General features: G+C 67.1%; 22 protein-coding genes. 10 read left to right on the top strand and 12 right to left on the bottom strand.

Annotated elements, in window-relative coordinates:
* Positions 1-8: 8 nt before the first annotated feature.
* Together AAG895_RS12810 and AAG895_RS12805 are read left to right on the top strand one after the other, a co-directional pair.
* Positions 9-650, top strand: a complete 642-nt coding sequence (locus AAG895_RS12810) for a TRAP transporter small permease subunit (protein WP_345792393.1) — start codon at positions 9-11, stop codon at positions 648-650.
* A 1-nt stretch (position 651) separates the two neighbouring features.
* A complete protein-coding gene (locus tag AAG895_RS12805; RefSeq protein ID WP_345792392.1) occupies positions 652-2,184 on the top strand; it encodes a TRAP transporter large permease subunit in 1,533 nt (510 codons plus the stop codon).
* A gap of 9 nt (positions 2,185-2,193) precedes the next feature.
* Here the strand turns inward: AAG895_RS12805 and AAG895_RS12800 are convergent, their stop codons facing one another.
* Genes AAG895_RS12800 through AAG895_RS12790 form a run of 3 tightly spaced genes read right to left on the bottom strand, consistent with a single transcriptional unit; the run spans position 2,194 to position 4,778 of the window.
* Positions 2,194-2,796 carry a hypothetical protein gene (locus AAG895_RS12800; protein WP_345792391.1) on the bottom strand — a complete coding sequence of 201 codons (603 nt, stop codon included), beginning with the start codon at positions 2,794-2,796 and terminating at the stop codon, positions 2,194-2,196.
* Positions 2,797-2,806: 10 nt separating this feature from the next.
* Positions 2,807-3,247: a DNA polymerase III subunit chi gene (locus tag AAG895_RS12795; RefSeq protein WP_345792390.1), complete on the bottom strand. Its 441-nt coding sequence runs from the start codon at positions 3,245-3,247 to the stop codon at positions 2,807-2,809.
* Between the two features lie 25 nt (positions 3,248-3,272).
* Positions 3,273-4,778 carry a leucyl aminopeptidase gene (locus AAG895_RS12790; RefSeq protein WP_345792389.1) on the bottom strand — a complete coding sequence of 502 codons (1,506 nt, stop codon included), beginning with the start codon at positions 4,776-4,778 and terminating at the stop codon, positions 3,273-3,275.
* 152 nt (positions 4,779-4,930) lie between these two features.
* Here AAG895_RS12790 and lptF point away from each other — a divergent pair, with 152 nt between their 5' ends.
* Together lptF and lptG are read left to right on the top strand one after the other, a co-directional pair.
* Entirely contained in the window at positions 4,931-6,013 is a 1,083-nt protein-coding gene (gene lptF, locus AAG895_RS12785; protein WP_345792388.1) for an LPS export ABC transporter permease LptF, read from the top strand.
* On the top strand, positions 6,010-7,086 hold the full coding sequence (gene lptG, locus AAG895_RS12780; protein ID WP_345792387.1) for an LPS export ABC transporter permease LptG: 1,077 nt from the start codon (positions 6,010-6,012) through the stop codon (positions 7,084-7,086). The genes lptF and lptG overlap by 4 nt, the downstream gene beginning before the upstream one ends.
* 101 nt (positions 7,087-7,187) lie before the next feature.
* Here the strand turns inward: lptG and rplS are convergent, their stop codons facing one another.
* From rplS to rpsP, 4 genes are all read right to left on the bottom strand, one after another.
* Complete coding sequence (rplS, locus tag AAG895_RS12775) at positions 7,188-7,595, bottom strand: 50S ribosomal protein L19 (protein WP_345792386.1); 408 nt, start codon at positions 7,593-7,595, stop codon at positions 7,188-7,190.
* 97 nt (positions 7,596-7,692) lie between these two features.
* Positions 7,693-8,541: a tRNA (guanosine(37)-N1)-methyltransferase TrmD gene (trmD, locus tag AAG895_RS12770; protein WP_345792385.1), complete on the bottom strand. Its 849-nt coding sequence runs from the start codon at positions 8,539-8,541 to the stop codon at positions 7,693-7,695.
* A gap of 20 nt (positions 8,542-8,561) precedes the next feature.
* Positions 8,562-9,080 (bottom strand): ribosome maturation factor RimM, encoded by a 519-nt coding sequence (rimM, locus tag AAG895_RS12765; protein ID WP_345792384.1) that lies wholly within the window; start codon positions 9,078-9,080, stop codon positions 8,562-8,564.
* A gap of 28 nt (positions 9,081-9,108) precedes the next feature.
* Positions 9,109-9,360, bottom strand: a complete 252-nt coding sequence (gene rpsP / locus AAG895_RS12760) for a 30S ribosomal protein S16 (RefSeq protein WP_345792383.1) — start codon at positions 9,358-9,360, stop codon at positions 9,109-9,111.
* A 209-nt stretch (positions 9,361-9,569) separates the two neighbouring features.
* Here rpsP and AAG895_RS12755 point away from each other — a divergent pair, with 209 nt between their 5' ends.
* From AAG895_RS12755 to AAG895_RS12745, 3 genes are all read left to right on the top strand, one after another.
* A complete protein-coding gene (locus AAG895_RS12755; protein ID WP_345792382.1) occupies positions 9,570-11,075 on the top strand; it encodes a hypothetical protein in 1,506 nt (501 codons plus the stop codon).
* 77 nt (positions 11,076-11,152) lie between these two features.
* Positions 11,153-11,752, top strand: coding sequence for an NAD(P)H:quinone oxidoreductase (gene wrbA / locus AAG895_RS12750; protein ID WP_345792381.1), 600 nt, complete (start codon positions 11,153-11,155; stop codon positions 11,750-11,752).
* A complete protein-coding gene (locus tag AAG895_RS12745; RefSeq protein WP_345792380.1) occupies positions 11,749-12,102 on the top strand; it encodes a DUF2069 domain-containing protein in 354 nt (117 codons plus the stop codon). Before wrbA ends, AAG895_RS12745 begins: the two co-directional genes overlap by 4 nt.
* A gap of 74 nt (positions 12,103-12,176) precedes the next feature.
* On the opposite strand, the gene AAG895_RS12740 is transcribed toward AAG895_RS12745, so the two are convergent.
* The 5 genes from AAG895_RS12740 to AAG895_RS12720 form a co-directional block, all read right to left on the bottom strand.
* On the bottom strand, positions 12,177-13,712 hold the full coding sequence (locus AAG895_RS12740) for a 2-isopropylmalate synthase (protein ID WP_345792379.1): 1,536 nt from the start codon (positions 13,710-13,712) through the stop codon (positions 12,177-12,179).
* The gene (gene pssA, locus AAG895_RS12735) at positions 13,709-14,536 is read right to left on the bottom strand and encodes a CDP-diacylglycerol--serine O-phosphatidyltransferase (protein ID WP_345795289.1); all 828 of its coding nucleotides are present in this window, start codon (positions 14,534-14,536) and stop codon (positions 13,709-13,711) included. Before pssA ends, AAG895_RS12740 begins: the two co-directional genes overlap by 4 nt.
* A 171-nt stretch (positions 14,537-14,707) precedes the next feature.
* Positions 14,708-15,724 carry a ketol-acid reductoisomerase gene (gene ilvC / locus AAG895_RS12730; RefSeq protein WP_345792378.1) on the bottom strand — a complete coding sequence of 339 codons (1,017 nt, stop codon included), beginning with the start codon at positions 15,722-15,724 and terminating at the stop codon, positions 14,708-14,710.
* Positions 15,725-15,779: 55 nt separating this feature from the next.
* Positions 15,780-16,271 (bottom strand): acetolactate synthase small subunit, encoded by a 492-nt coding sequence (gene ilvN / locus AAG895_RS12725; protein WP_345792377.1) that lies wholly within the window; start codon positions 16,269-16,271, stop codon positions 15,780-15,782.
* Between the two features lie 31 nt (positions 16,272-16,302).
* Positions 16,303-18,015: an acetolactate synthase 3 catalytic subunit gene (locus AAG895_RS12720; RefSeq protein WP_345792376.1), complete on the bottom strand. Its 1,713-nt coding sequence runs from the start codon at positions 18,013-18,015 to the stop codon at positions 16,303-16,305.
* Between the two features lie 249 nt (positions 18,016-18,264).
* On the opposite strand from AAG895_RS12720, the gene AAG895_RS12715 reads away from it, so the two are divergent.
* The 3 genes from AAG895_RS12715 to AAG895_RS12705 all read left to right on the top strand — a co-directional run bounded on the left by AAG895_RS12715 (position 18,265) and on the right by AAG895_RS12705 (position 21,558).
* Complete coding sequence (locus tag AAG895_RS12715) at positions 18,265-18,792, top strand: RDD family protein (RefSeq protein ID WP_345792375.1); 528 nt, start codon at positions 18,265-18,267, stop codon at positions 18,790-18,792.
* Positions 18,793-18,943: 151 nt separating this feature from the next.
* On the top strand, positions 18,944-20,665 hold the full coding sequence (locus tag AAG895_RS12710) for a cation:proton antiporter family protein (protein ID WP_345792374.1): 1,722 nt from the start codon (positions 18,944-18,946) through the stop codon (positions 20,663-20,665).
* Positions 20,662-21,558 (top strand): universal stress protein, encoded by an 897-nt coding sequence (locus AAG895_RS12705; RefSeq protein WP_345792373.1) that lies wholly within the window; start codon positions 20,662-20,664, stop codon positions 21,556-21,558. Before AAG895_RS12710 ends, AAG895_RS12705 begins: the two co-directional genes overlap by 4 nt.
* The last annotated feature ends 2 nt before the right edge of the window (positions 21,559-21,560 follow it).

The following is a 21,560-nucleotide window of genomic DNA, read 5'->3' as shown; positions in this document are numbered from 1 at the left end:
GGGAGAGGATGGAAGAACTCAAGGGTTTCGGTTTCGTCATGCCCCACTGGGCTTACTGGGGCTGGCTGGCGGTGATGCCGTTGCTGTTGATTGCGGCTGCGCGTGCGAAGGGCGTGCTGCCGAAGGTCAAGCACGAGGCGGACGCCACTGCGTTCGAGCGTGCGGTCGACTGGCTGAGCGACCGCAGCGGCATGTTCGTGGCGCTGTGGAGCGTCAACGCGGTGCTGGCCTACACCTACGAGGTGGTGATGCGCTATGCGTTCAACCAGCCCACGATCTGGGTCCATGAGAGCAGCTACCTGCTGTTCGGCATGCAGTACGTGATCGCCGGCGCCTACGGCCTGCTGCATGGCGCCCATGTTCGCGTGGACGTGATCTACACCAAGCTCTCGAAGCGCGCGCGCGGCGCGGTCGACGTCATCACCTCGGTGTTCTTCTTCGCCTTCGTGCTGGTGATGATCTCCACCGGTTGGCGCTTCTTCAGCGACAGCTACGGCATGGGCGAGCGCTCGCTGGAGACCTGGCAGGTCCAGTACTGGCCGGTCAAGGCGACGCTGCTGCTGGGCGCGGTGCTCATCCTGCTCGCCGGAGTCTCGCAGTTGATCAAGGACATCCGCCGCTTCGAGCTGGCCTGTCAGGAGCACCGCTGAGATGCACGGAACCCTAGCGCAACCGGCGAAGGGCAGCAGCCCCGCCTATCGTTACGCCGTATATGGGGCCGCGCAGCTGCTTGCCCTGGTGATGGCGGTGGAGGCGATCAACATCGCCTTCTACGACCCCTGGGGCGAGGACTACTTCCTGTTCCGGCTGCAAGGCGTGCTCGGCGCGGTGGAGATGGGGCCGCTCACCTGGATCATGTTCGGGTCGCTGTTCGTGCTGCTCATGGCGGGCCTGCCGCTGGCCTTCGTGGCTGGCGGCCTGGGCGTGGTGTTCCTGTATCTGGTGGGTGACTCGGCCATGCTCAACATGGTGCCGAGCCGCATTTTCCCGATGATGACGAACCCCGACCTGGCAGCGATTCCGCTGTTCATCTTCATGGCGACCATGCTCGAGCGCGCAGGCCTGATCGAGGAGATGTTCGACGCCGTGTACCAGTGGATGGGCGGCCTGCGCGGCGGGCTGGCGGTGGCGACGATCGTCGCGTCGACCATCCTTGCCGCGATGGTCGGCGTCGTCGGCGCGGCGATCGTCACCATGGGCATCATCGCGCTCCCGGCGATGCTCAAGCGGCGCTACGACGAGCAGATCGCGCTCGGCTCGATCATGGCGGGCGGTGCGCTCGGGGTACTGATTCCCCCTTCCATCCTCGCCATCCTGTATGCGGTGGTGGCACAGCAGTCGGTGGGCGAGCTCTACGCCGGCAGCGTGTTGCCCGGACTGATGCTGTCGGGCCTGTACATCGCCTACGTCCTGCTGCGCGCCTACGCCAATCCCAAGGTGGGTCCGGCGGTGCCGGTGGCCGAGCGCATCGACCTGGCCGCCAAGCTCAAGCTGCTGCGGGGCCTGATCGCGCCGATCGCGCTCGTCGTCGTCGTCCTCGGCTTGCTGTTCACCGGTATTGCCACGCCGGTCGAGGCTGCGGGCCTGGGCTCCTTTGGCGCCATGATCGTGGCGCTGCTGCATCGGCGGCTTACGCTGGCGGGGCTGTTCGGTGCCAGTCTGTCGACCGTCAAGGCCACCGCAATGGTGCTGTGGATCATCTTCGGCGCGTCGATCTTCGTCGGTCTCTACATCCTCAAGGGTGGCCAGACCTTCATCACCGAGACCCTGCTCGGCACCGGACTGTCGCCCTACGGCATCCTGCTGCTGATGATGGTGCTGCTGGTGATCCTGGGCATGTTCCTCGACTGGGTGGGGATTCTGCTGCTCGCCGTGCCGATCTTCGTGCCGATCATCAAGCAGCTCACTTTCGACGGGCTGTTCGGCCTGCCCGGGCCGAGCTCGGACCAGGTGCTGGTTTGGTTCGGCGTGCTGTACCTGGTGAACATGCAGATGAGTTTCCTCAGCCCGCCCTTCGGCTACGCGCTGTTCTACATCCGCGGGGTGGCGCCGGCGTCGATCAGCATGGCGACAATATTCCGCTCATCGCTGGTATTCCTGGCGATCCAGGTCCTCGCGCTGGTGCTCGTGGTGGTGTTCCCGGCGATCGCAACCTGGCTGCCGGGCCTGATGTACGGGAAGTAGCGCGCGGTCTCAGGGGAGGGGCGGACGGTTGGGTGTCGATGCCGGATCGGCCGTCTGGTCGAGAAGCTTTCCAACGCGGGCGGACAGCTCGGGCAGCAAGGTGGCGCGCAGGTGGGCCTGGAGTTCCGCCTGCACGCGGCTGGCGAGCTGGTCGAGCTCGCGCGCGAGGATCTGCGGCATTTCTGCAGCGACCCAGTTGCCGATCTCGCGGGCGATCTCGGTGTCGAGTTCGATCAAGCGTTCGGCGAGACGTGACGATATCGCCTCCGATGCGGGCGGCGTTGTCCGGGCGGGAGCGGATGGCGCGTGCGGGGTAGCCGCGTCGAATCCCTCGAACGGGCCCCCTGCATAGGACGGGCCGTGGGCGTATGCATCGCCAGGGGCGCGTGGGCCCGGGGCCGTTCCGGACGGGAACGCGAAGTCGTCGACGACCTCGGTGAGGATGGGCAGGTCGTCGTCGTCGAGCCCCGCGGCGGGCGCCCAGGCGTCCGCTGCGTCGGTCTTGGCTTCGTTGCGCGCGTGGTGGCGACGCAGCAGCGCATCGGCCTGGTCGAGAAGGTCGTCGGCGCGCTCGAGCTCGCGATCTCGAGGCAGCTCGGGCCATTCCTTCATCGTGGCGTCCTCATAGCGCCACCCTCAGCTCGGCGTCGAAGGCCTTGAGTTCGTAGCCGTGCTGGCGGTAGCTTGCCCAGCGCTGGCGGGCGGCGTGCTTCTCGGCCTCGTCCTTGCCGACGATCTCGATCAGCATGCGGAAATGCTCGTGGCCGGGAGGAAGCCCGTCCGCAAGGTTGAAGAGGAGGTCGGTATGCGGCCACCGCGAGTCCTCGCCGGGCGCGGCGAGGATGACCGGCGTCTCGGTGGCCAGAGGCGAATCGATCGCCACGTGCGGGATGAAACTCAGCGGCTCGGCCGTCCATAAAGACTGGTCTAGCCGCTTGAGCTGCGCCGTGTCGGCGCAGCGGATCGCGAGCTTGCGCCCGCGCTGCCAGGCGCCGGCGACCAGCTCGCGGACGAGCGCGAGCCGGTCGGGCGTGTTGTGATAGAACTGCACGCGGGGCGCCATCACGCGTTTCGCGGCTCGCCGTGCTTCAGGCCGCAGCGCCGAGTGCGCGTCCGATCAGGAAGGACGACAGCAGCGGTACCGGCCGGCCGGTCGCGCCCTTGGCGTCGCCCGACACCCAGGCGGTGCCGGCGATGTCCAGATGCGCCCACTTGTAGGCCTTGGTGAAGCGCGCCAGGAAGCAGGCCGCGGTGATGGTGCCGGCGTAGCGGCCACCGATGTTGCCCATGTCGGCGAAATTGCTCTTGAGCAGTTCCTGGTACTCGTCCCAAAGCGGCAGCTGCCACGCGCGGTCGCCGGATTCGGTGCCGCGGCCGAGGATCTCGGCGGCGAGTTCGTCGTCGTTGGCGAGCAGCCCGCTCGGGATCTTGCCCAGGGCGACCACGCAGGCACCGGTGAGGGTGGCGATGTCGATCACGCATTCGGGCTTGAAGCGCTCGGCGTAGGTGAGCGCGTCGCACAGGATCAGGCGGCCTTCGGCGTCGGTGTTGAGCACCTCGATGGTCTGGCCCGACATCGAGGTGACGACGTCGCCGGGCTTGGTGGCGCCGCCGCCGGGCATGTTCTCGGTGGTGGGAATCAGTCCGACGAGATTGATCGGCAGCCCCATCTGCGCCACAGCCTTGAAGGTGCCGAGCACGCTCGCGGCGCCGCACATGTCGTACTTCATCTCGTCCATCTCGGCCGCCGGCTTGAGCGAGATGCCGCCGGTGTCGAAGGTGATGCCCTTGCCGACGAGCACGACCGGCTTCGCCTTCGCCTTGCCACCCTTGTAGTGCATGACGATGAACTTGGGCGGCTGGTGCGAGCCGCGCGCCACCGACAGGAAGGAGCCCATGCCGAGCTTTTCCATGTCGTCGCGCTCGAGAACCTCGACGTCGAACTTGTACTGCTTGCCGAGCGTCTCGGCGGTCTCGGCCAGATGTGTCGGCGTGCAGATGTTGCCCGGCAGGTTGCCGAGATCCTTGGCGAGCGCCATGCCGGTGGCGATCGCGTGGCCCTGCCGCACGGCGGTGTCGAGTTCGGCGGTGAGCTCGCTGCTCACCAGCAGCACGAGCTTCTTCGCGCCGCGATGCTTCTTGTCCTTTCGGTCCTTGTCCGACTTGAGGGCGTCGAAGCGATAGGCGCCGTCGGCAAGGATGCGGGCCGCCTGCTGCAGTCGCCAGGGCAGGCCGCGCGCAGCCAGGTCGGTATCGGCCAGGGCGACGATGGCGTCGCGTGCAGGACCGTTGGCGAGCGCCTTGGCCGCGGCCGCGAGCGCGTCGCGATAGGCCTTGTCGCCGTACTCGTCTTCCTTGCCCAGGCTGACCAGCAGCACGCGCTCGGCATGGGTGCCCGGCAGGTCGGGCAGCGCGAGGGTCGCGCCTGCCTTGTCTTCCAGGTCGCCACGCTTGACGATGGCGGCGATACGCCCTTCGGCTGCGCCGTCGACCGCGACGCTGAGCGCAGGAAGCTTGCCGCCGGCGAACACGCCGAGCACCAGGGTGCCGGTCTTCAGCTTCGCCGGGCTGCCAGTCTTTATGGTAAATTCCATCCGCTTTTTCCTTGTAAAGACGCTCTGTTCGGACCGTCGAAGATTATGGACCGTTCGCAACCGGGGCGTCAAAAACGCCTCCTCCCGGCCGCGCCTGCGCACATGCCAGGGACGGCTCCTCCCGTTTTTCCTGGTTTTCCCCGATTCGACCGATGATCTTCCGGCGTGCGCTGCAAAGGGAATTCGCGCAGACGGCGGCGGCGGTCTTCATCGCGCTGTTCGCGATCCTGATCTCCACCGTGCTGATCCGCCTGCTTGGCCAGGCGGCGGGCGGTCGCGTCCCGGCCGAGGCGGTCGCCGCGCTGATCGGTTTCGGCGCGCTCGCGCAGCTGCCGACGGTGCTCACGCTCACCCTGTTCATCGCCGTCCTGGTGTCGCTGTCGCGCAGCTACCGCGACTCGGAGATGGTGGTGTGGTTCGCCTCGGGCGTGCCGCTCACCGCGTGGATCACGCCGGTGCTGCTGTTCGCGGTGCCGATGGTGGTGGTGATCGGCGCCGGATCGCTCTATCTGTCGCCCTGGGCGCAGCTCAAGAGCGCGGAGTATCGCGAGCGCCTCGACAGCCGCGATGATACCCACCGCGTGGCGCCCGGCGTGTTTCGCGAGTCGTCCGGCGCGCAGCGGGTGTTCTTCGTGGAGATCGGCGCCGGCGAGGACGGTCGCGTGCGCAACGTGTTCGTCAGCGAACAGACGCGCGCGGGCGAACTGGTGGTCATCGTCTCGTCCGAGGGCTTCCTGCGCAGCGACGACGAGGGCCGTCGCTACGTCGTGCTGGAGAAGGGGCGTCGCTACGACGGCAAGCCGGGCACGCCCGAGTACCGCGTGATGGAGTTCGAGCGCTACGAGGTGCTGGTCGAGCAGAAGCAGGTGCTGACCCAGCAAGCGCGCGTCCGCGCCTTGCCGACCGCCGTCCTGCTCGCCAACCCCGACAAGCGCAGCCTCGGCGAACTCGTCGGTCGCGCCGGTGCGCCGCTGGTCGCGCTGCTGCTCGCGTTGATGGCGATCCCGCTGTCGTTCGTGAATCCGCGCGCCGGGCGGGCCAACAACATGCTGGTGGCGCTGCTGGTGTACCTGCTCTACAGCAACGCGATCTCCGTGTTCCAGTCCTGGGTCGCGCAGGGCAAGCTCGGTTTTGCGCTCGGCCTGGTCCTGCCGCATCTCGTGGTGCTCGCTGCGCTCGGCCTGATGTTTCACAAGCGCCTGGCGGTTTCGCCGTTCTGGCGGAGGCGAGCATGAGCCCCGTGTTGCTGCGCTATCTCGCGCGCGAGATCTTCGGTGCCACTGCGCTCGTGCTGGTGGCATTCCTCGGCCTGTTCGCGTTCTTCGATTTCATCAACGAGCTCGAGGACATCGGCAAGGGCGGATACACGCTCTACCAGGCCGTGGTGTATGTCGCCCTCACGCTGCCGGCGCGGGTCTATGAGCTGATGCCGGTCGCGGTGCTGATCGGCACCCTGTATGCGCTGGCGACGCTGGCAAAGAATTCGGAGATCACGGTGATGCGGGCCTCGGGCCTGTCCAATGCCGCCCTGATGCGCACGCTCGGGCTCATCGGCGGGGTGTTCGTGGCGTTGATCTTCGTGATCGGAGAGTACGTCGCGCCGCCGGCGGAGACGGCTGCGGAGGAATGGAAGCTCACTGCGACCAAGGCCACGGTGTCGCAGCAGCTGCGCTCGGGGCTCTGGGTCAAGGACGGCAGGCTGGTGCTCAACGTGCGCACGCTGATGCCCGACCGTACGATGCGCAATGCGCGCATGTATGCCTTCGACGAGAACTACGCGCTGGTGTCGATCAGCGAGGCCAAGCGCGGCGTCTTCGATGGCGAGGGCGAATGGAAGCTGCTCGACGTGACGCGCACGAACTTCCGCGCCGACCGCACCGAGATCGAGCGCCTGAAGGAGATTCGCTGGCGCTCCGAGCTGACCCCGGAAGTGCTTGGCGTGCTGATGGTGTCGCCCGAGCACATGCCGTTCGCCAAGCTGTGGACATACATCAACCACTTGCGCGAGAACAACCAGAACGCCGACCGTTTCGAGATCGCGCTGTGGAAGAAGGTGATCTACCCCTTCGCCGCGCTCGTCATGATGGCGCTGGCCATGCCCTTCGGCTTCATCCACGATCGCATGGGCGGCGCGAGCGCGCGCATCTTCATGGGGGTAATGCTGGGCGTCGCCTTCCATCTGCTCAACGGCCTGTTCTCCAACCTCGGCATGATCAACGCCTGGCCGCCGGTCATGGCCGCGCTCACGCCGAGCCTGATCTTCCTTGCGGCCGCCTTCGGGTTGATGCGCTGGGTCGAGCGGCGCTGAGCGGGGCGGGCGCCGGCGACGCTGCGAACTCGGTGAAGCGCCGGCAGTGAAAAAAAAACGGGCCCGCAGGCCCGTTTCCATGAGGCGACCGCGTGACGCGATCAGCCTTCCTGTTGCTGCTGGGCAGCGCGCTTGGCAGCGGCGGCCTTGTAGTCCAGCTTTTCCTTGATGCGCGCCGACTTGCCCGAGCGCTGGCGCAGGTAGTACAGCTTTGCGCGACGCACGTCACCACGACGCTTGACCTCGACACCGGCAACCAGCGGCGAGTAGGTCTGGAACGTACGCTCGACGCCTTCGCCCGAGGAGATCTTGCGGACGATGAAGGAGGAGTTCAGACCACGATTGCGCTTGGCGATGACCACGCCCTCGTAGGCCTGCAGACGCTCGCGGTTGCCTTCCTTGACCTTCACCTGGACGATCACGGTGTCGCCGGGACCGAATTCGGGGATGGTCTTGCCGGCGGAAACGCGGGCCATCTCTTCCTGTTCGAGTTGCTGAAGCAGGTTCATTGCAGATACTCCATCGATGTTATCGGCCTCTGCCTGTTGCATCGGCCTGGCCGCAGAGCAGGTCGCAACCTGATGCGCGCCGTTTGTAGAAGGGCATTCAGCCGCGCTGGGGTTCCAGCACGTCGTCCGCCCCGGCTTGCTCCTGCCTGAACTCCTCAAGCAGTTTCAATTCGGTCTTGCTGAGCTGGCGCGCCGCCAGCAACTCGGGCCGGCGCAACCAGGTGCGGCCGAGAGATTGCTTCAGCCGCCACCGGCGTATCGCCGCATGATTGCCCGATAGCAGGACTTCGGGCACCCGTTCGTTCTCGTACAGCTCCGGCCGCGTGTAGTGCGGACAGTCCAGCAGCCCGTCGGCGAAGGAGTCCTCCAGCGCCGAACCGGCAGTATTCAATGCGCCCGGCAACTGGCGCACGATCGCGTCGAGCAGCACCATCGCCGGCAGTTCGCCGCCCGACAGCACGAAGTCACCGAGCGATAGTTCCTCGTCGACCTCGCGGTCGATCAGGCGCTGATCGACGCCCTCGTACCGCCCGCAGAGCAGCACCAGACCGGGTTCTGCGGCCAGTTCCAAGACCGCCGCCTGGTCAAGCCTGCGCCCCTGGGGCGACAGGTAGATCACCCGCCCGCTCCGCCCCAGCGCGTCTTGCTGTGCGATGCGTGCCGCATCGATTGCGCGCATCAGCGGTTCCGCCAGCATCACCATTCCGGGACCGCCGCCATAAGGACGGTCGTCCACGGTTCGATGCGGGTCGCTGGTGAAGTCGCGCGGATTGTGGAACCCGAGCGCATACAAGCCGCGATCGACCGCACGCCGCGTGATACCGCTGCCGGTCAGCGCAGCGAACATCTCGGGGAAGAGGGTGACGACGTCGTATCGACGCAGTCCGCCCTGAAGTCCCGCAGCTGCCTGCTGCGCCGTGTCGCTTTCCGGGGTGTGCGAACTCACCGGCCTTTCACAGTCCCGTATTACCAATCTTTCTGCCAGGCAACCCGGATGCGCCGGGCAGCCAGGTCGACGTCGAGCACGTAGGCGGCGACGAACGGAATCAGGCGTTCCACCTGCTTCTCGCCTTCGCCATCCTTGAGCTGCAGCACGTCGTGTGCGCCGGTCGAAAGCAATCCGGTCACCGTGCCGAGCGTTTCACCCGCTTCGTTCTTCACTTCCAGGCCGACGAGGTCGCCCCAGTAGTATTCATCCTCGGCGGGCTTCGGCAGCGCCTCGCGCGGCGCGGCAATGAAGCAGCCGTCGATGGCTTCAGCCGCGTTGCGGTCGGGAACCTCGGCCAGCGCGGCTACCAGTCCCTTGCCGTGCGCGCGACAGGCGGTCAGGGTGTACTGTATCCACGCCTCGTCCGGTGCAGCGTCATCACGGCTGAGCCACCAGTGCGACATCTTCCGCCACGAGGCCGGGTCGTCGCCGAAGGGGTGGATCTTGACCCAGCCCTGAACGCCAAAAGGGGCGACGATGCGCCCCAGTACGATCATGCGCCGTGCTGCCGCTGATCGAACGCGGTCAGGCCGCGGCCTTGCTGGCCTGCTTGACCAGGCGGGCTACGGTCGGCGACAGCTGGGCGCCGTTTTCCTGCCAGTAGGCCAGGCGCTCGGTGTTGACGACGAGACCCTTCTCGGCGCCCGAGGCGATCGGGTTGTAGTAGCCGACGCGCTCGATGAAGCGACCGTCGCGGCGGTTGCGCGAATCGGCGACGACCATGTTGAAGAACGGGCGCTTTTTGGCGCCACCACGGGCAAGGCGAATGACGACCATCTGATTTTCCTGATCGGTAGATGCGAAAAACCGTGGAGTATAGGTGAAGCCTCGGCGTCGAGCAAGGTGAATTCTGGGCTTCGCACGGAGTTGAGCCGTGGCTCCCTGCGCGGCCCCGAGCCGCGCGATGAAGGGGCTAGAATGCTCGGCACGCTCCGGCGCCCACATAGCCTGGGATCCAATCCTCGTTCCACAGCCACTGCCTGACCATGGAAGCTTCCTCTGCGACCACCGACGATGAGCGCGAACTGCTCGCCTGGCTGGATGGCGAGCCGGCCGCGACCGTCGCCGACGATCTCGCCGCCTTCCGCGCCCGCCTGAAGCCCTCGATGGCCGGGAGTCGGGCAGGTGGCGACGTCCGTGTGCTCGAGGCGGCCGCCGAGCGGGTGCTGGACATGGCCGAGCGTCTGCGACCGCAGCTCATCGCGGTGCAGCTTCCGGTCCCGTCCGAGCTCTACGAGACCGCGGAGCGCGTGTGCGGAGCCTTGCTCGACGTCGCCGGCTGGTTTGCCGAGCGCGCCGAGCGCGAGCGCCGCGCGGGAGGCGAGCGCAGTGCGCTCTGCATGGGCGGCCTGGGGCTGCTGTCCGGCGTGTTCGTCCTCTCGGGCCTGGCTGCCGCGCCGGTGCCTGCGGGCGTATGGCGGCAGGCGCACCGGCTGGCCCGTGCTGCCGAGCTGATGCGTACGGCCGTGGACGATCCGGTCCGCTGCGCCTACCTGCGCCTGATTGCGGTCGCGGTCTCGCAGCCGGAGGGCTTGACGGGGCGTGAGCTGGCCTGGATCTTCGAGTTCATCGACGCGCGCGTGCTCGCCGTGGCGGGATTCGAGACCGGCACCGCTGCGGGCAATGCGGCGTCGTGGTGGATCGACGCCGACACGGACATCGGCCCGCAGGCCGTGGCGCGACGGCCGGTGCCCGAGGGAGCGGCGCACGGGGCGCCGCTGTGGTTCTTCAATCCGCGCCCGATGGCGCAGAAGCTGGGCGAGTGCGTGGAGTGGATCACCGCTCACATGACCGCCGCGGAACTGGCGGGGATGAACTGCGAGGTCGAGCCGCTCAGCGCGGAGGACGGGGGGTTTCCTGCTGGCCTGTCGTCGCTCGAGGCGCTCGCGCTGCTCAGGCGGGTGCGCAATCACTGGATGGCGACCCCGGTGCGGGAGCAGCCACGGCGTCAGAACCAGTATGTGGTGCAGGTGTGCATGGGCCTTGCTGCGGTGTGGGAGCTCGGGTGCAGTGGTCGCGTGGAGGCCGGGCGGACGCACGAGTGGGTGGTCCTGAACGAGAGTCCTGCGGGCCTGGCGATCATGAGCGTGGCGGGCGCGGAGGCGAACGTCGAAGCCGGTGTCGCGCTGGCGCTGCGGCGGGATCCGCAGCAGCCCTGGTCGGTGTGCGTGGTGCGCTGGATCAGGAGCGAGATGCCGGGGCAGATCGAGCTGGGCCTGCAAGTGATCGGACCGTCCTTCCAGTCGGTGAAGGTCGGATTCCGGGGGCGGGCATTGCAGCAGCTCGCCCCCGCGCTCGCGCTCCCGGTGATGGAGCCGATGCGCCGCCACCCCGCGATGCTGGCGCCCGCGGGTACCTACGCGTCGCGCCGCTTCGTGTTCGTGCGTGATGGGGTCGGGGTGTACATCGCGCAGGCACGTGCGCTCGGTCTCGACATGCAGACGCAGGGCGTCGAACTTTTTCAGTACGAGATCGATCCCTATCCGATCTGAGCAGCGTCGGGAGCGGCCTGCAGCGGCCCTTCGGCCGCGCGCGGGTATAATTCGCGGCCCTCGAACGGAAGCAGTCCATGCGCGAAATTCTCGTCCTCTATTACAGCCACCGCGGCTCGGTGCGTGCGTTGGCCGAGCAGATTGCCGCCGGCATCCATCAGGTGCCCGGAGCGCTCGCGCGCGTGCGCACCGTGCCGAAGGTGTCCACGGTGTGCGAGGCGGTCGAGGACGACATCCCTGCCGATGGTCCGCCCTACGTCGAGATGGCGGACCTCGAGGCCTGCGTCGGTCTCGCGCTCGGCAGCCCGACCCGCTTCGGCAACATGGCGGCGCCGATGAAGTACTTTCTGGACGGGCTGACCGCGGCCTGGGTGAATGGCGTACTCGAGGGCAAGCCCGCCTGTCTGTTCACCTCTTCCGCGAGCCAGCACGGCGGGCAGGAGAGCACGCTGCTCAGCATGATGCTGCCGCTGTTCCATCATGGCATGGTCGTGCTCGGCCTGCCTTTCAGCGAAAGCGCGCTCAGTCACACCCGCTCGGGTGGTACGCCTTACGGTGCGAGTCATGTCGCGGGCGCGGACGGTGGCGCGCAGCTGACGGACGAAGAAATCCGTCTCGCCCAGGCCCAGGGCAGTCGGCTGGCGCGGGTCGCGCTCAAACTGGCGGAGGCAAAGTGAGTCCCTTGGTCCTGTCGCGAATCTCCAGCGCCGCGTTGCTCGCGCTGATCGTCCTCTGCGTGCTGTGGGAGGGCTGGCTGGCGCCGCTGCGCCCGGGGGGCTCCTGGCTGATCCTGAAGGCCGTCCCTCTGTTACCGGCGGTATTCGGCGTGCTGCGCGGCCGGCGCTATACCTCGCAATGGCTGTCGATGCTGTCGCTGCTGTATTTCACCGAGGGTGTGCTGCGCGCCAGCGACCCGGGCCTGATCGGCGTCTTCGCCCTGGTCGAGGTCGCCCTGTCGGTCATCCTCTTCTTCAGCACCATGTTGCATGCCCGTGCCACGGCGCCCTCGCGCCAGGGCGACGCCTGAGCGCGCCGCGGGCATGAAAATGCGGGCGGGCCGGCGTCGCCGGAACCGCCCGCATCCCGTCGTTCCGTTCGGGGTCAGACCTGGGGATTGAGGCGCTCGGCGCCCACGTGCAGCTTGTTCAGCGCGTTCAGGTAGGCCTTGGCCGAGGCGACGATGATGTCGGTGTCGGCCCCCTGGCCGTCCATCACACGACCGTCGCGCGACAGGCGAACGGTGACCTCGCCCTGGGCGTCGGTGCCGCTGGTGATCGCATTGACCGAGTAGAGCAGCAATTCGCTGCCCGTCGTGGCGACCGTCTCGATTGCCTTGAAGGCGGCGTCCACCGGACCCGAGCCGTTGGCTCGCGCGTGCTTCTCGGCACCGCCGATCGACAGCGTGATTTCGGCAACGGGCGTCTCGCCGGTTTCGGAGTGGAAGCGGGTCGACACGAGACGGTACTGCTCGGGGGCCGGCGTCACCGCCTCGTCGCGCATCAGCGCGGTGAGGTCTTCGTCGAAGATCTCCGATTTGCGGTCAGCGAGCTCCTTGAAGCGGGCAAAGGCCTGGTTGAGATGCTCCTCGCTCTCGATCTCGATGCCGAGCTCCAGCAGGCGGGCACGGAATGCGTTGCGTCCCGAGAGCTTGCCCAGTACCAGCTTGTTGGCGCCCCAGCCGACGTCTTCGGCGCGCATGATCTCGTAGGTCTCGCGGTGCTTGAGCACGCCATCCTGGTGAATGCCGGACTCGTGGGCGAAGGCGTTGGCGCCGACGATGGCCTTGTTAGGCTGCACGGGATAACCGGTGATCTGCGACACCAGCTTGGAGGCGGGCACGATCTGGGTGGTCTCGATGCCGGTCTCGACCGGGAAGATGTCGGCGCGGGTGCGCACCGCCATGACGATTTCCTCGAGCGAGGCGTTGCCGGCGCGCTCGCCGAGGCCGTTGATCGTGCACTCGACCTGGCGGGCGCCCGCACGCACTGCGGCGAGCGAGTTGGCCACGGCGAGGCCGAGGTCGTTGTGGCAGTGGACTGACCACACCACCTTGTCGGCGTTGGGCACGCGCTCGATCAGGGTGCGCACGGTGGCGGCGAACTGCTCGGGCACGTTGTAGCCGACGGTGTCGGGGACGTTGATCGTCTTCGCGCCGGCGTCGATCACCGCCTCGAAGATGCGCACCAGGAAGTCGATCTCGGAGCGGCCTGCGTCCTCGGCGGAGAACTCGACATCGTCGGTGTATTCGCGCGCCCAGCCGATCGCCTTCACCGCCTGCTCGACGACCTGGTCGGGTGTCATGCGCAGCTTCTTCTCCATGTGGATCGGGCTGGTGGCGATGAAGGTGTGGATGCGCCCGCGCGCCGCCGGGCGGATGGCCTCGCCGGCGCGGCGGATGTCGTGCTCGTTGGCGCGTGCCAGCGAGCAGACGGTGGATTCCTTGATCGCCTCGGCGATCGAGCGCACTGCCTCGAAATCGCCATTGGAGGCGGCGGCAAAGCCGGCCTCGATGACGTCCACCCGCATGCGCTCGAGCTGGCGCGCGATGCGCAGCTTCTCGTCGCGGGTCATCGACGCGCCCGGGCTCTGTTCGCCGTCGCGCAAGGTGGTGTCGAAAATGATCAGCTTGTCTTTCATGGCTTGCTCCCGGGGTCGGATGAAGTGCCCTGTGCGGGCGCGGCGGGGATGTCGGCCTCGTCCTCCGATGCAGCGGCCGACGAGGCGGCTGCGTGCTGATCGGGTCGTCCGAGCTTGCGCTTGCGCCAGCGCAGCGCGGCGACCACGTAGCCCGACGCCGCGTAGACCAGGAAGAGGCCGAACAGGATCCCCGGCGGGTAACTGGAAATGAGCGCGAATGCCAGCACCAGCGCGATCAGCACGATGAAGGGCACGCTCTTCCTGAGGTTGATGCTCTTGCCGCTCCAGAACAGCACGTTGCTGACCATCGATACGCCGGCGAAGATCGTCAGCGCCGCGGCGTACCAGCGCAGCTCATCGCCGCTGAAGCCGTTGTCGATGCCGACCCACACCATGCCGGCCACGAGTGCGGCGGCGGCCGGGCTGGGCAGGCCCTGGAAGTAGCGCTTGTCGACGACGTCGATGTTGGTGTTGAAGCGGGCGAGGCGCAGCGCCGCTCCGGCGCAGTAGATGAAGGCCGCGATCCAGCCGAACTTGCCCAGGTCCTGCAGCGCCCACTCGTACATGACCAGTGCGGGTGCGGCGCCGAAGGACACCATGTCGGAGAGCGAGTCGTACTCGGCTCCGAACTCGCTCTGGGTGTGGGTGAGGCGGGCGATGCGGCCGTCGAGGCCGTCGAGCACCATGGCGACGAAGATGGCCACCGCAGCGTATTCGAAGCGGTCGTTCATCGCCTGCACGATGGCGTAGAAACCGGCGAACAGCGCGGCGGTGGTGAACAGGTTCGGCAGGATGTAGATGCCGCGGCGCCGCTTGTCGGTCAGGGGCGGCGGGGTGTATTCGTTTTGGGGCACGTTGACGAACGCCTCCATCGGTTGCGAGCGCCCATTCTAGCGCACCGGAAGGGCGGCGATCCGCGTGCCCGAGGGCGCGCCGAAATGAAAAGGCCGGCGCCGCGGGTGCGGGGCCGGCCTTGCGGCGGGAGCCAGTGTCGATCAGTTCTTCGACTTGTCGACCAGGGCCTTGGCCTTGATCCACGGCATCATGTCGCGCAGCTGCGAACCGACCTTCTCGATCTGGTGGTCGGCGTTCAGGCGGCGGTAGGCGGTCATGCTCGGGTAGTTGGTCTTGCCCTCGAGGATGAACATCTTGGCGTACTCGCCGGTCTGGATGCGCTTGAGCGCGTTGCGCATGGCGGCGCGCGACTGCTCGTTGATGACCTCGGGGCCGGTCACGTACTCGCCGTACTCGGCGTTGTTCGAGATCGAGTAGTTCATGTTGGCGATGCCGCCCTCGTACATCAGGTCGACGATCAGCTTGAGCTCGTGCAGGCACTCGAAGTAGGCCATCTCGGGCGCGTAACCGGCTTCCACCAGGGTCTCGAAGCCCATCTTGACCAGCTCGACGGCGCCGCCGCACAGCACGGCCTGCTCGCCGAAGAGGTCGGTCTCGGTCTCTTCGCGGAAGTTGGTCTCGATCACGCCGCCCTTGGTGCCGCCGTTGGCCGCCGAGTACGACAGGGCGATGTCCTTGGCCTTGCCCGAGCGGTCCTGGTAGATCGCGATCAGGGTGGGCACGCCGCCCCCGCGCAGGTACTCGGAACGCACGGTGTGGCCGGGGCCCTTGGGCGCGACCATGATCACGTCGAGGTCCTCGCGCGGCACGATCTGGTTGTAGTGCACGTTGAAGCCATGGGCGAACGCGAGCACGGCACCCTTCTTGATGTTCGGCTCGATGTCCTCGCGGTAGACCTGGGGCGCGGTCTCGTCCGGCAGCAGGATCATGACCACGTCGGCGCCCTTCACGGCTTCGCCGATTTCCTTCACGGTGAGGCCGGCGGCCTCGGCCTTGGACCAGGAGCTGCCGCCCTTGCGCAGGCCGACGGTGACATTCACGCCGGAGTCGCGCAGGTTCTGGGCGTGGGCGTGGCCCTGGGAGCCGTAGCCGACGATGGTGACCTGCTTGCCCTTGATCAGCGAGAGGTCGGCGTCCTTGTCGTAGTAAACCTTCATGTTCTTCCTTTGGATCGGGATGTGGAGCGGGGAGGGTGGCTGAGAGCCTGGAGGTTCAGACCTTGAGCACGCGGTCGCCGCGGCCGATGCCGCAGACGCCCGAGCGCACGGTCTCGAGGATCAGCGCCGGGTCGATGGCGCCGATGAAGGCGTCGAGCTTGGTCTGGTTGCCGGTCAGCTCGACGACGTAGGAGGCATCGGTGACGTCGATGATGCGGGCGCGGAAGATGTCGGCGGTGCGCTTGACCTCCTCGCGGTCCTTGCCGGTGGCGCGCAGCTTGACGAGCATGAGCTCGCGCTCGATGTGGGCGGCCTCGGAGATGTCGACGACCTTGACGACCTCGACCAGCTTGTTCAGCTGTTTGGTGATCTGCTCGATGATCTCGTCCGAGCCGGTGGTGACGATGGTCATCCGCGACATCGACAAGTCTTCGGTCGGCGCGACGGTCAGCGACTCGATGTTGTAGCCGCGGGCCGAGAACAGGCCGGAGACGCGCGACAGCGCGCCGGATTCGTTTTCGATCAGGAGGGAAATGACGTGACGCATGGTGATGTGTTCCGCAATCGGTGGGTGGCGATCAGAGGTCTTCGGCCGACAGGATCATCTCGGTGAGACCCTTGCCGCCCTGCACCATCGGATAGACGTTCTCGGTGGCATCGATCTGGAAGTCGAGGAACACGAGCTCGTTCTTGTAGGTGGTGAAGGCCTCGCGCAGCGCACCTTCGACGTCGGCCGGCCTGTCAACACGGATGCCGACGTGGCCATAGGACTCGGCCAGCTTGGCGAAGTCGGGCAGGGAGTCCATGTAGGACTCGGAGTAACGCCCGCCGTGGAAGAGCTCCTGCCACTGGCGCACCATGCCCAGGTAGCGGTTGTTGAGATTGCAGATCTTGATCGGGAGGCGGAACTGCCTGCAGGTGGACAGCTCCTGGATGTTCATCTGGATCGAGGCCTCGCCGGTCACGCAGGCGACCTGCATGTCGGGGTTGGCGAGCTTGGCGCCCATCGCGTAGGGCAGGCCCACGCCCATCGTTCCCAGGCCGCCGGAGTTGAGCCAGCGCCGCGGCTTGTCGAAGCCGTAGTACTGCGCGGCCCACATCTGGTGCTGGCCCACGTCCGAGGTGACGATGGCGTCGCCGCCGGTCACCTCCCACAGCTTCTGCACCACGAACTGCGGCTTGATGATCTCGTCCGAGTTCTTGTACACCATGCAGCGGCGGCTGCGCCATTCGTCGACCTGCTTCCACCACGCGGCAAGCGCGTCCGGGTTGGGGCGCGCCTCTCCGGCCTCGAGCTGGCGGATCATCTCGTCGAGCACTTCCTTGACGTCGCCGACGATCGGCACGTCGACGCGCACGCGCTTGGAGATCGACGAAGGGTCGATGTCCACATGGATGATCTTGCGCGGCTCTTCTGCGAAGTGCGCCGGGTTGCCGATCACGCGGTCGTCGAAGCGCGCGCCGACGGCGAGCAGCACGTCGGAGTAGTGCATCGCCATGTTCGCCTCGAAGGTGCCGTGCATGCCCGGCATGCCGAGGAACTGGCGGTCGGTCGACGGGTAGCCGCCCAGGCCCATCAGGGTGTTGGTGATCGGGTAGCCGAGCAGGCGGGTGAGCTTGGTGAGCTGGGCCGCCGCGTTGGCGAGCACCACGCCGCCGCCGGTGTAGATCATCGGGCGCTTGGCCTCGAGCAGCAGCTGCACCGCCTTCTTGATCTGGCCCGAGTGGCCCTTGACCACCGGGTTGTACGAGCGCATCGAGATCTCTTTCGGATACTCGAACTCGCAGCGCTGCATCGACACGTCCTTGGGAATGTCGACCAGCACCGGGCCGGGGCGGCCGGTGCGTGCGAGGTAGAAGGCCTTCTTCATCGTCGACGCGATGTCACGCACGTCCTTGACCAGGAAGTTGTGCTTCACGCACGGCCGGGTGATGCCGACCGTATCCACTTCCTGGAAGGCGTCCTGGCCGATCGCCGCGGTGGGCACCTGACCCGAGATGATCACCATCGGGATCGAATCGCAGTAGGCGGTGGCGATGCCGGTGACGGCGTTGGTCGCGCCCGGGCCGGAAGTCACCAGCGCGACGCCGACCTTCTCGGTGCTGCGCGCGAAGCCGTCCGCGGCATGCACCGCGGCCTGTTCATGACGCACCAGCACGTGGCGAACCTGGTCCTGCTGGAAGAGTGCGTCGTACAGGAAAAGGACCGCGCCACCCGGATAACCGAAGACATACTCGACCTTTTCTTCCTGAAGGCACCTGATTACAATTTCGGCTCCGGACAGCACCATCGCGAACTCGCTCGTCAATAGGGGTTTGAATAAACGCAGAACGTTACCGGCGGGCGGTGTTTTGGTCAAGGCTGAGGCCGGTGGCGCGCACCGCGGTCGCTGCGCGATCGCTCGCCGCCGGCGTGCTCGGCGCCAGGGAGGTGTTGTCTTGTCCCGGGCCTTCTTGCGGGCCCTCTGCGCGCAGATCGTGCTCACCCGGTCGCACTCCATGCGCTCGAAACACGCGCGCGAATTTTTCCGGAATAACTCATGACCCGCAGGACGAGCAGGGCCGGCACGGCTCCGCAGGCGCAGGCCGAATCCCCCTCATCGCCGGCGCTGGGCGCAGCCGATGCTTCGCGGCCGGTCGCCGAACTCGCCGGCCTGCGCCGTCGGCTCGCGTCGATGCTCTACGAGTCGATGCTTCTGCTGGGCGTGCTCGCGCTGACCTTTCTCGTCCCCTACCTGATCCTCGGGGCGGCGGCCGGACTGACTCCACCCGGCTGGGTGCTGTGGATCCACGTCTTCGTGGTGGTCGGCGCTTATTTCATCTGGTACTGGCGGCGGGGTGGCCAGACGCTGGCGATGCAGACCTGGCGCCTGAAGATCGTGGACGCGACCGATGGCCGTGCTGCCAGCCTTCGCCGCAGCCTGCTGCGCTACGTGCTCGCCTGGCCGTCGGTGCTGCTATGCGGTTTCGGCTTGCTATGGGCGCTGGTTGATCGCGACCGCCAGTTCCTGCACGATCGCCTGGCGGGCACCTGCATCGTGCTGCTGCCTGCGCCCCGGAAGAGCTGACACGACCGCGCTGGCGGGTCTCGGCCCGCTGGCAGGGGCGGGGCGGCCTCGCGGCGCCCGCGTCGGCTCACGGCCGGTGGCGGCGCCCGCTGAACCAGCGCGTCGTGGAGCTTGTCCGAACCGCCTTTAATCCTGTGATCTGGAGGCGCTGATGGCCGACAGTCTGGCCCATGGGCCATACGCCGAGTTCGCCGTGCTGCTGATCATCTCGGCGGTGGCCGGGGCGGTGGCGGTGCGCCTTCGCCAGCCCGTGCTGATCGCCTACATCCTCGTCGGCATCCTCGTCGGCCCGGCGGTATTCGGCATCGTCAAGGCCCACGACCAGGTCGCCCTCCTTGCCGAGATCGGCGTCACCGTGCTGTTGTTCGTCGTCGGCCTCAAGCTCGACCTGCATCACATCCGCCACATCGGCCCGGTGGCGCTGGCGACCGGCCTGGGCCAGCTCGGCTTCACCATCGTGTTCGGCTTCCTCCTGATCCTGGTGATGGGCAAGGACGTCATGGAGGCGCTCTACGTGGCCGTGGCGCTCACCTTCTCCAGCACGATCATCATCGTCAAGCTGCTGTCGGACAAGCGCGAGCTCGATTCCCTGCACGGGCGCATCGCGGTGGGTTTCCTGATCGTGCAGGACGTCGCCGTGGTGCTGGCGATGATGGCGATGAGCGCGTTGCGCGGTGCGGGCGATGCGGCCGTGATCGAGGTCGCCGGCTCGCTGGTGATGCGCTTGCTGGCGGCGGGCGCGCTGATGTACCTGCTGATGCGCTTCGTCCTGCCGCGCGTGGTCGAGGCGATGGCGCGCTCGCAGGAGCTGCTGCTGATCTTCGCCATCGCCTGGGGAACCGGCCTCGCTGCGCTCGGCGAATGGGCGGGCTTCAGCAAGGAGGCCGGCGCCTTCATGGCGGGTTTCTCGCTCGCCTCGACGAGCTACCGCGAGGCGATGAACGCGCGCCTCACCGGCATCCGCGACTTCATGCTCCTGTTTTTCTTCGTCGATCTCGGCGCCAAGCTCGATTTCTCCACGCTGGGCGGCGAGCTCTGGCCGGCGATGGTGCTGTCCCTGTTCGTGCTGGTCGGCAACCCGCTGATCGTGATGGCGATCATGGGTTACATGGGCTACCGGAAGAGGACGGGTTTTCTCGCCGGGCTCACGGTGGCGCAGATCAGCGAGTTCTCGATCGTATTCGTCGCCATGGGCATATCGCTCGGCCACGTCGGCGTCGGCGCGCTCGGGCTCACCACGCTGGTCGGCCTGGTGACGATCATGGTGTCGACCTACATGATCCTGTTCTCGCATCCTCTCTACGAGCGCCTCGCGCCGCTGCTGGAGGTGTTCGAGCGCAAGCGGCCGTTCCGCGAGCTCGCGGTCGAGGGCCAGGGGCGGCCAGCCGGTCAGCCCGACATCATCATCTTCGGTCTCGGTCGCTACGGCGCGCGGCTGATGCGCCAGTTGCGTGGTGCCGGCATCGAGGTGCTGGGCGTGGACTTCGACCCCGAGACGGTCCGCGACCTGCACAAGCTGCGCCAGCCGGTGCGCTTCGGCGACGGAGAGGATCCGAGCTTCCTCGAGTCGCTGCCGCTCGCGCACGCACGCTGGGCGATCACCACCTTCCCGCAATGGGAGTCCAACCGCGCCTTCCTCAGCGCGCTCAAGGAGGCCGGCTTCAAGGGCCGGATTGCCGGTGTGGTGCGCGACGATCTGCACGCCGAGGCGCTGTGCGCCGCGGGCGTCGAGCGTGTGCTCAACCCCTTCAACGATGCGGCCGACTACGCCGCGCGCAGCTTTGCCGCGGAGATCGCCTTCGAGGACGTGCACCGGGACGATCCCGACGCGTCCACCCAATCCGCGCCCTCAGTCAAGGAGAGTGAACGATGACCCCCGTCCGCACCATTCTGGCTCCGACCGACCTGTCGCCGATTGCGCGCCATGCCGTGGTGCGTGCCGCGATGGTCGCCCGCGAGCTGGGCGCCCGGCTTGCGCTTCAGCACGTGGTCAATGTCGGTGCGCTCGACGTCTTGCGCCACCTGATCGATGCGGGTGCGGGCGAGCTGCAGCAGAAGCTGCTCGACGAGGTGCGCGAGGAGGTCGCTGCGCTCGCACTGGAGATCGAGGAGCGCCAGGGCGTGAGGTCCGAACTGCACCTGGTCGTGGGCAACGTGCTGAACGAGATCGCCAGCCATGCGGACGCGATCGACGCCGACTTGCTGGTCATGGGTGCGCGGGGCGCCGGTTTCGTGCGCGAGCTGCTGATCGGCTCGACCACCGAGCGCGTGCTGCGCAAATGCACGCGTCCGCTGCTGGTCGTCAAGCAGATGGCGCATGAGCCCTACCGCCGCGTGCTCGTGCCGGTGGATTTCTCGCCGCGCTCGCTCGACGCGCTGCGTCTTGCCCAACGCGTGGCGCCGCAGGCCGAATACGTGCTCGTGCACGCCTTCGAGGTGCCGTTCGAAGGCAAGCTCCGCTACGCCGGGGTCGAGGAGAGCGCGCTGTCCGGACTGCGGGTCAGCGCGCGTCGCGAAGCCACGGCGAAGATGAACGACCTGGTCGCCGAAGCCGGGGGCGATCAGACCCGCGTGCGCCGAATCGTGGTCCATGGCGAGGCGAGCATGCAGCTGCTCGAGCACGAGCAGGCACAGGACTGCGACCTGATCGTGATCGGCAAGCGCGGCCAGGGCTTGATCGGCGAGATGCTGCTCGGTAGCGTCACCAAGCACATCCTCGCCCAATCCGTCGCCGACGTTCTGGTGGCCGATCGCGTAGGCGCCTGACG

The organism is Thauera sp. JM12B12 (assembly GCF_039614725.1).
Taxonomy (GTDB): Bacteria; Pseudomonadota; Gammaproteobacteria; order Burkholderiales; family Rhodocyclaceae; genus Thauera.
The sequence above is the reverse complement of the archived record's forward strand: the minus strand, read 5'-3'. Positions and strand labels throughout refer to the sequence as shown.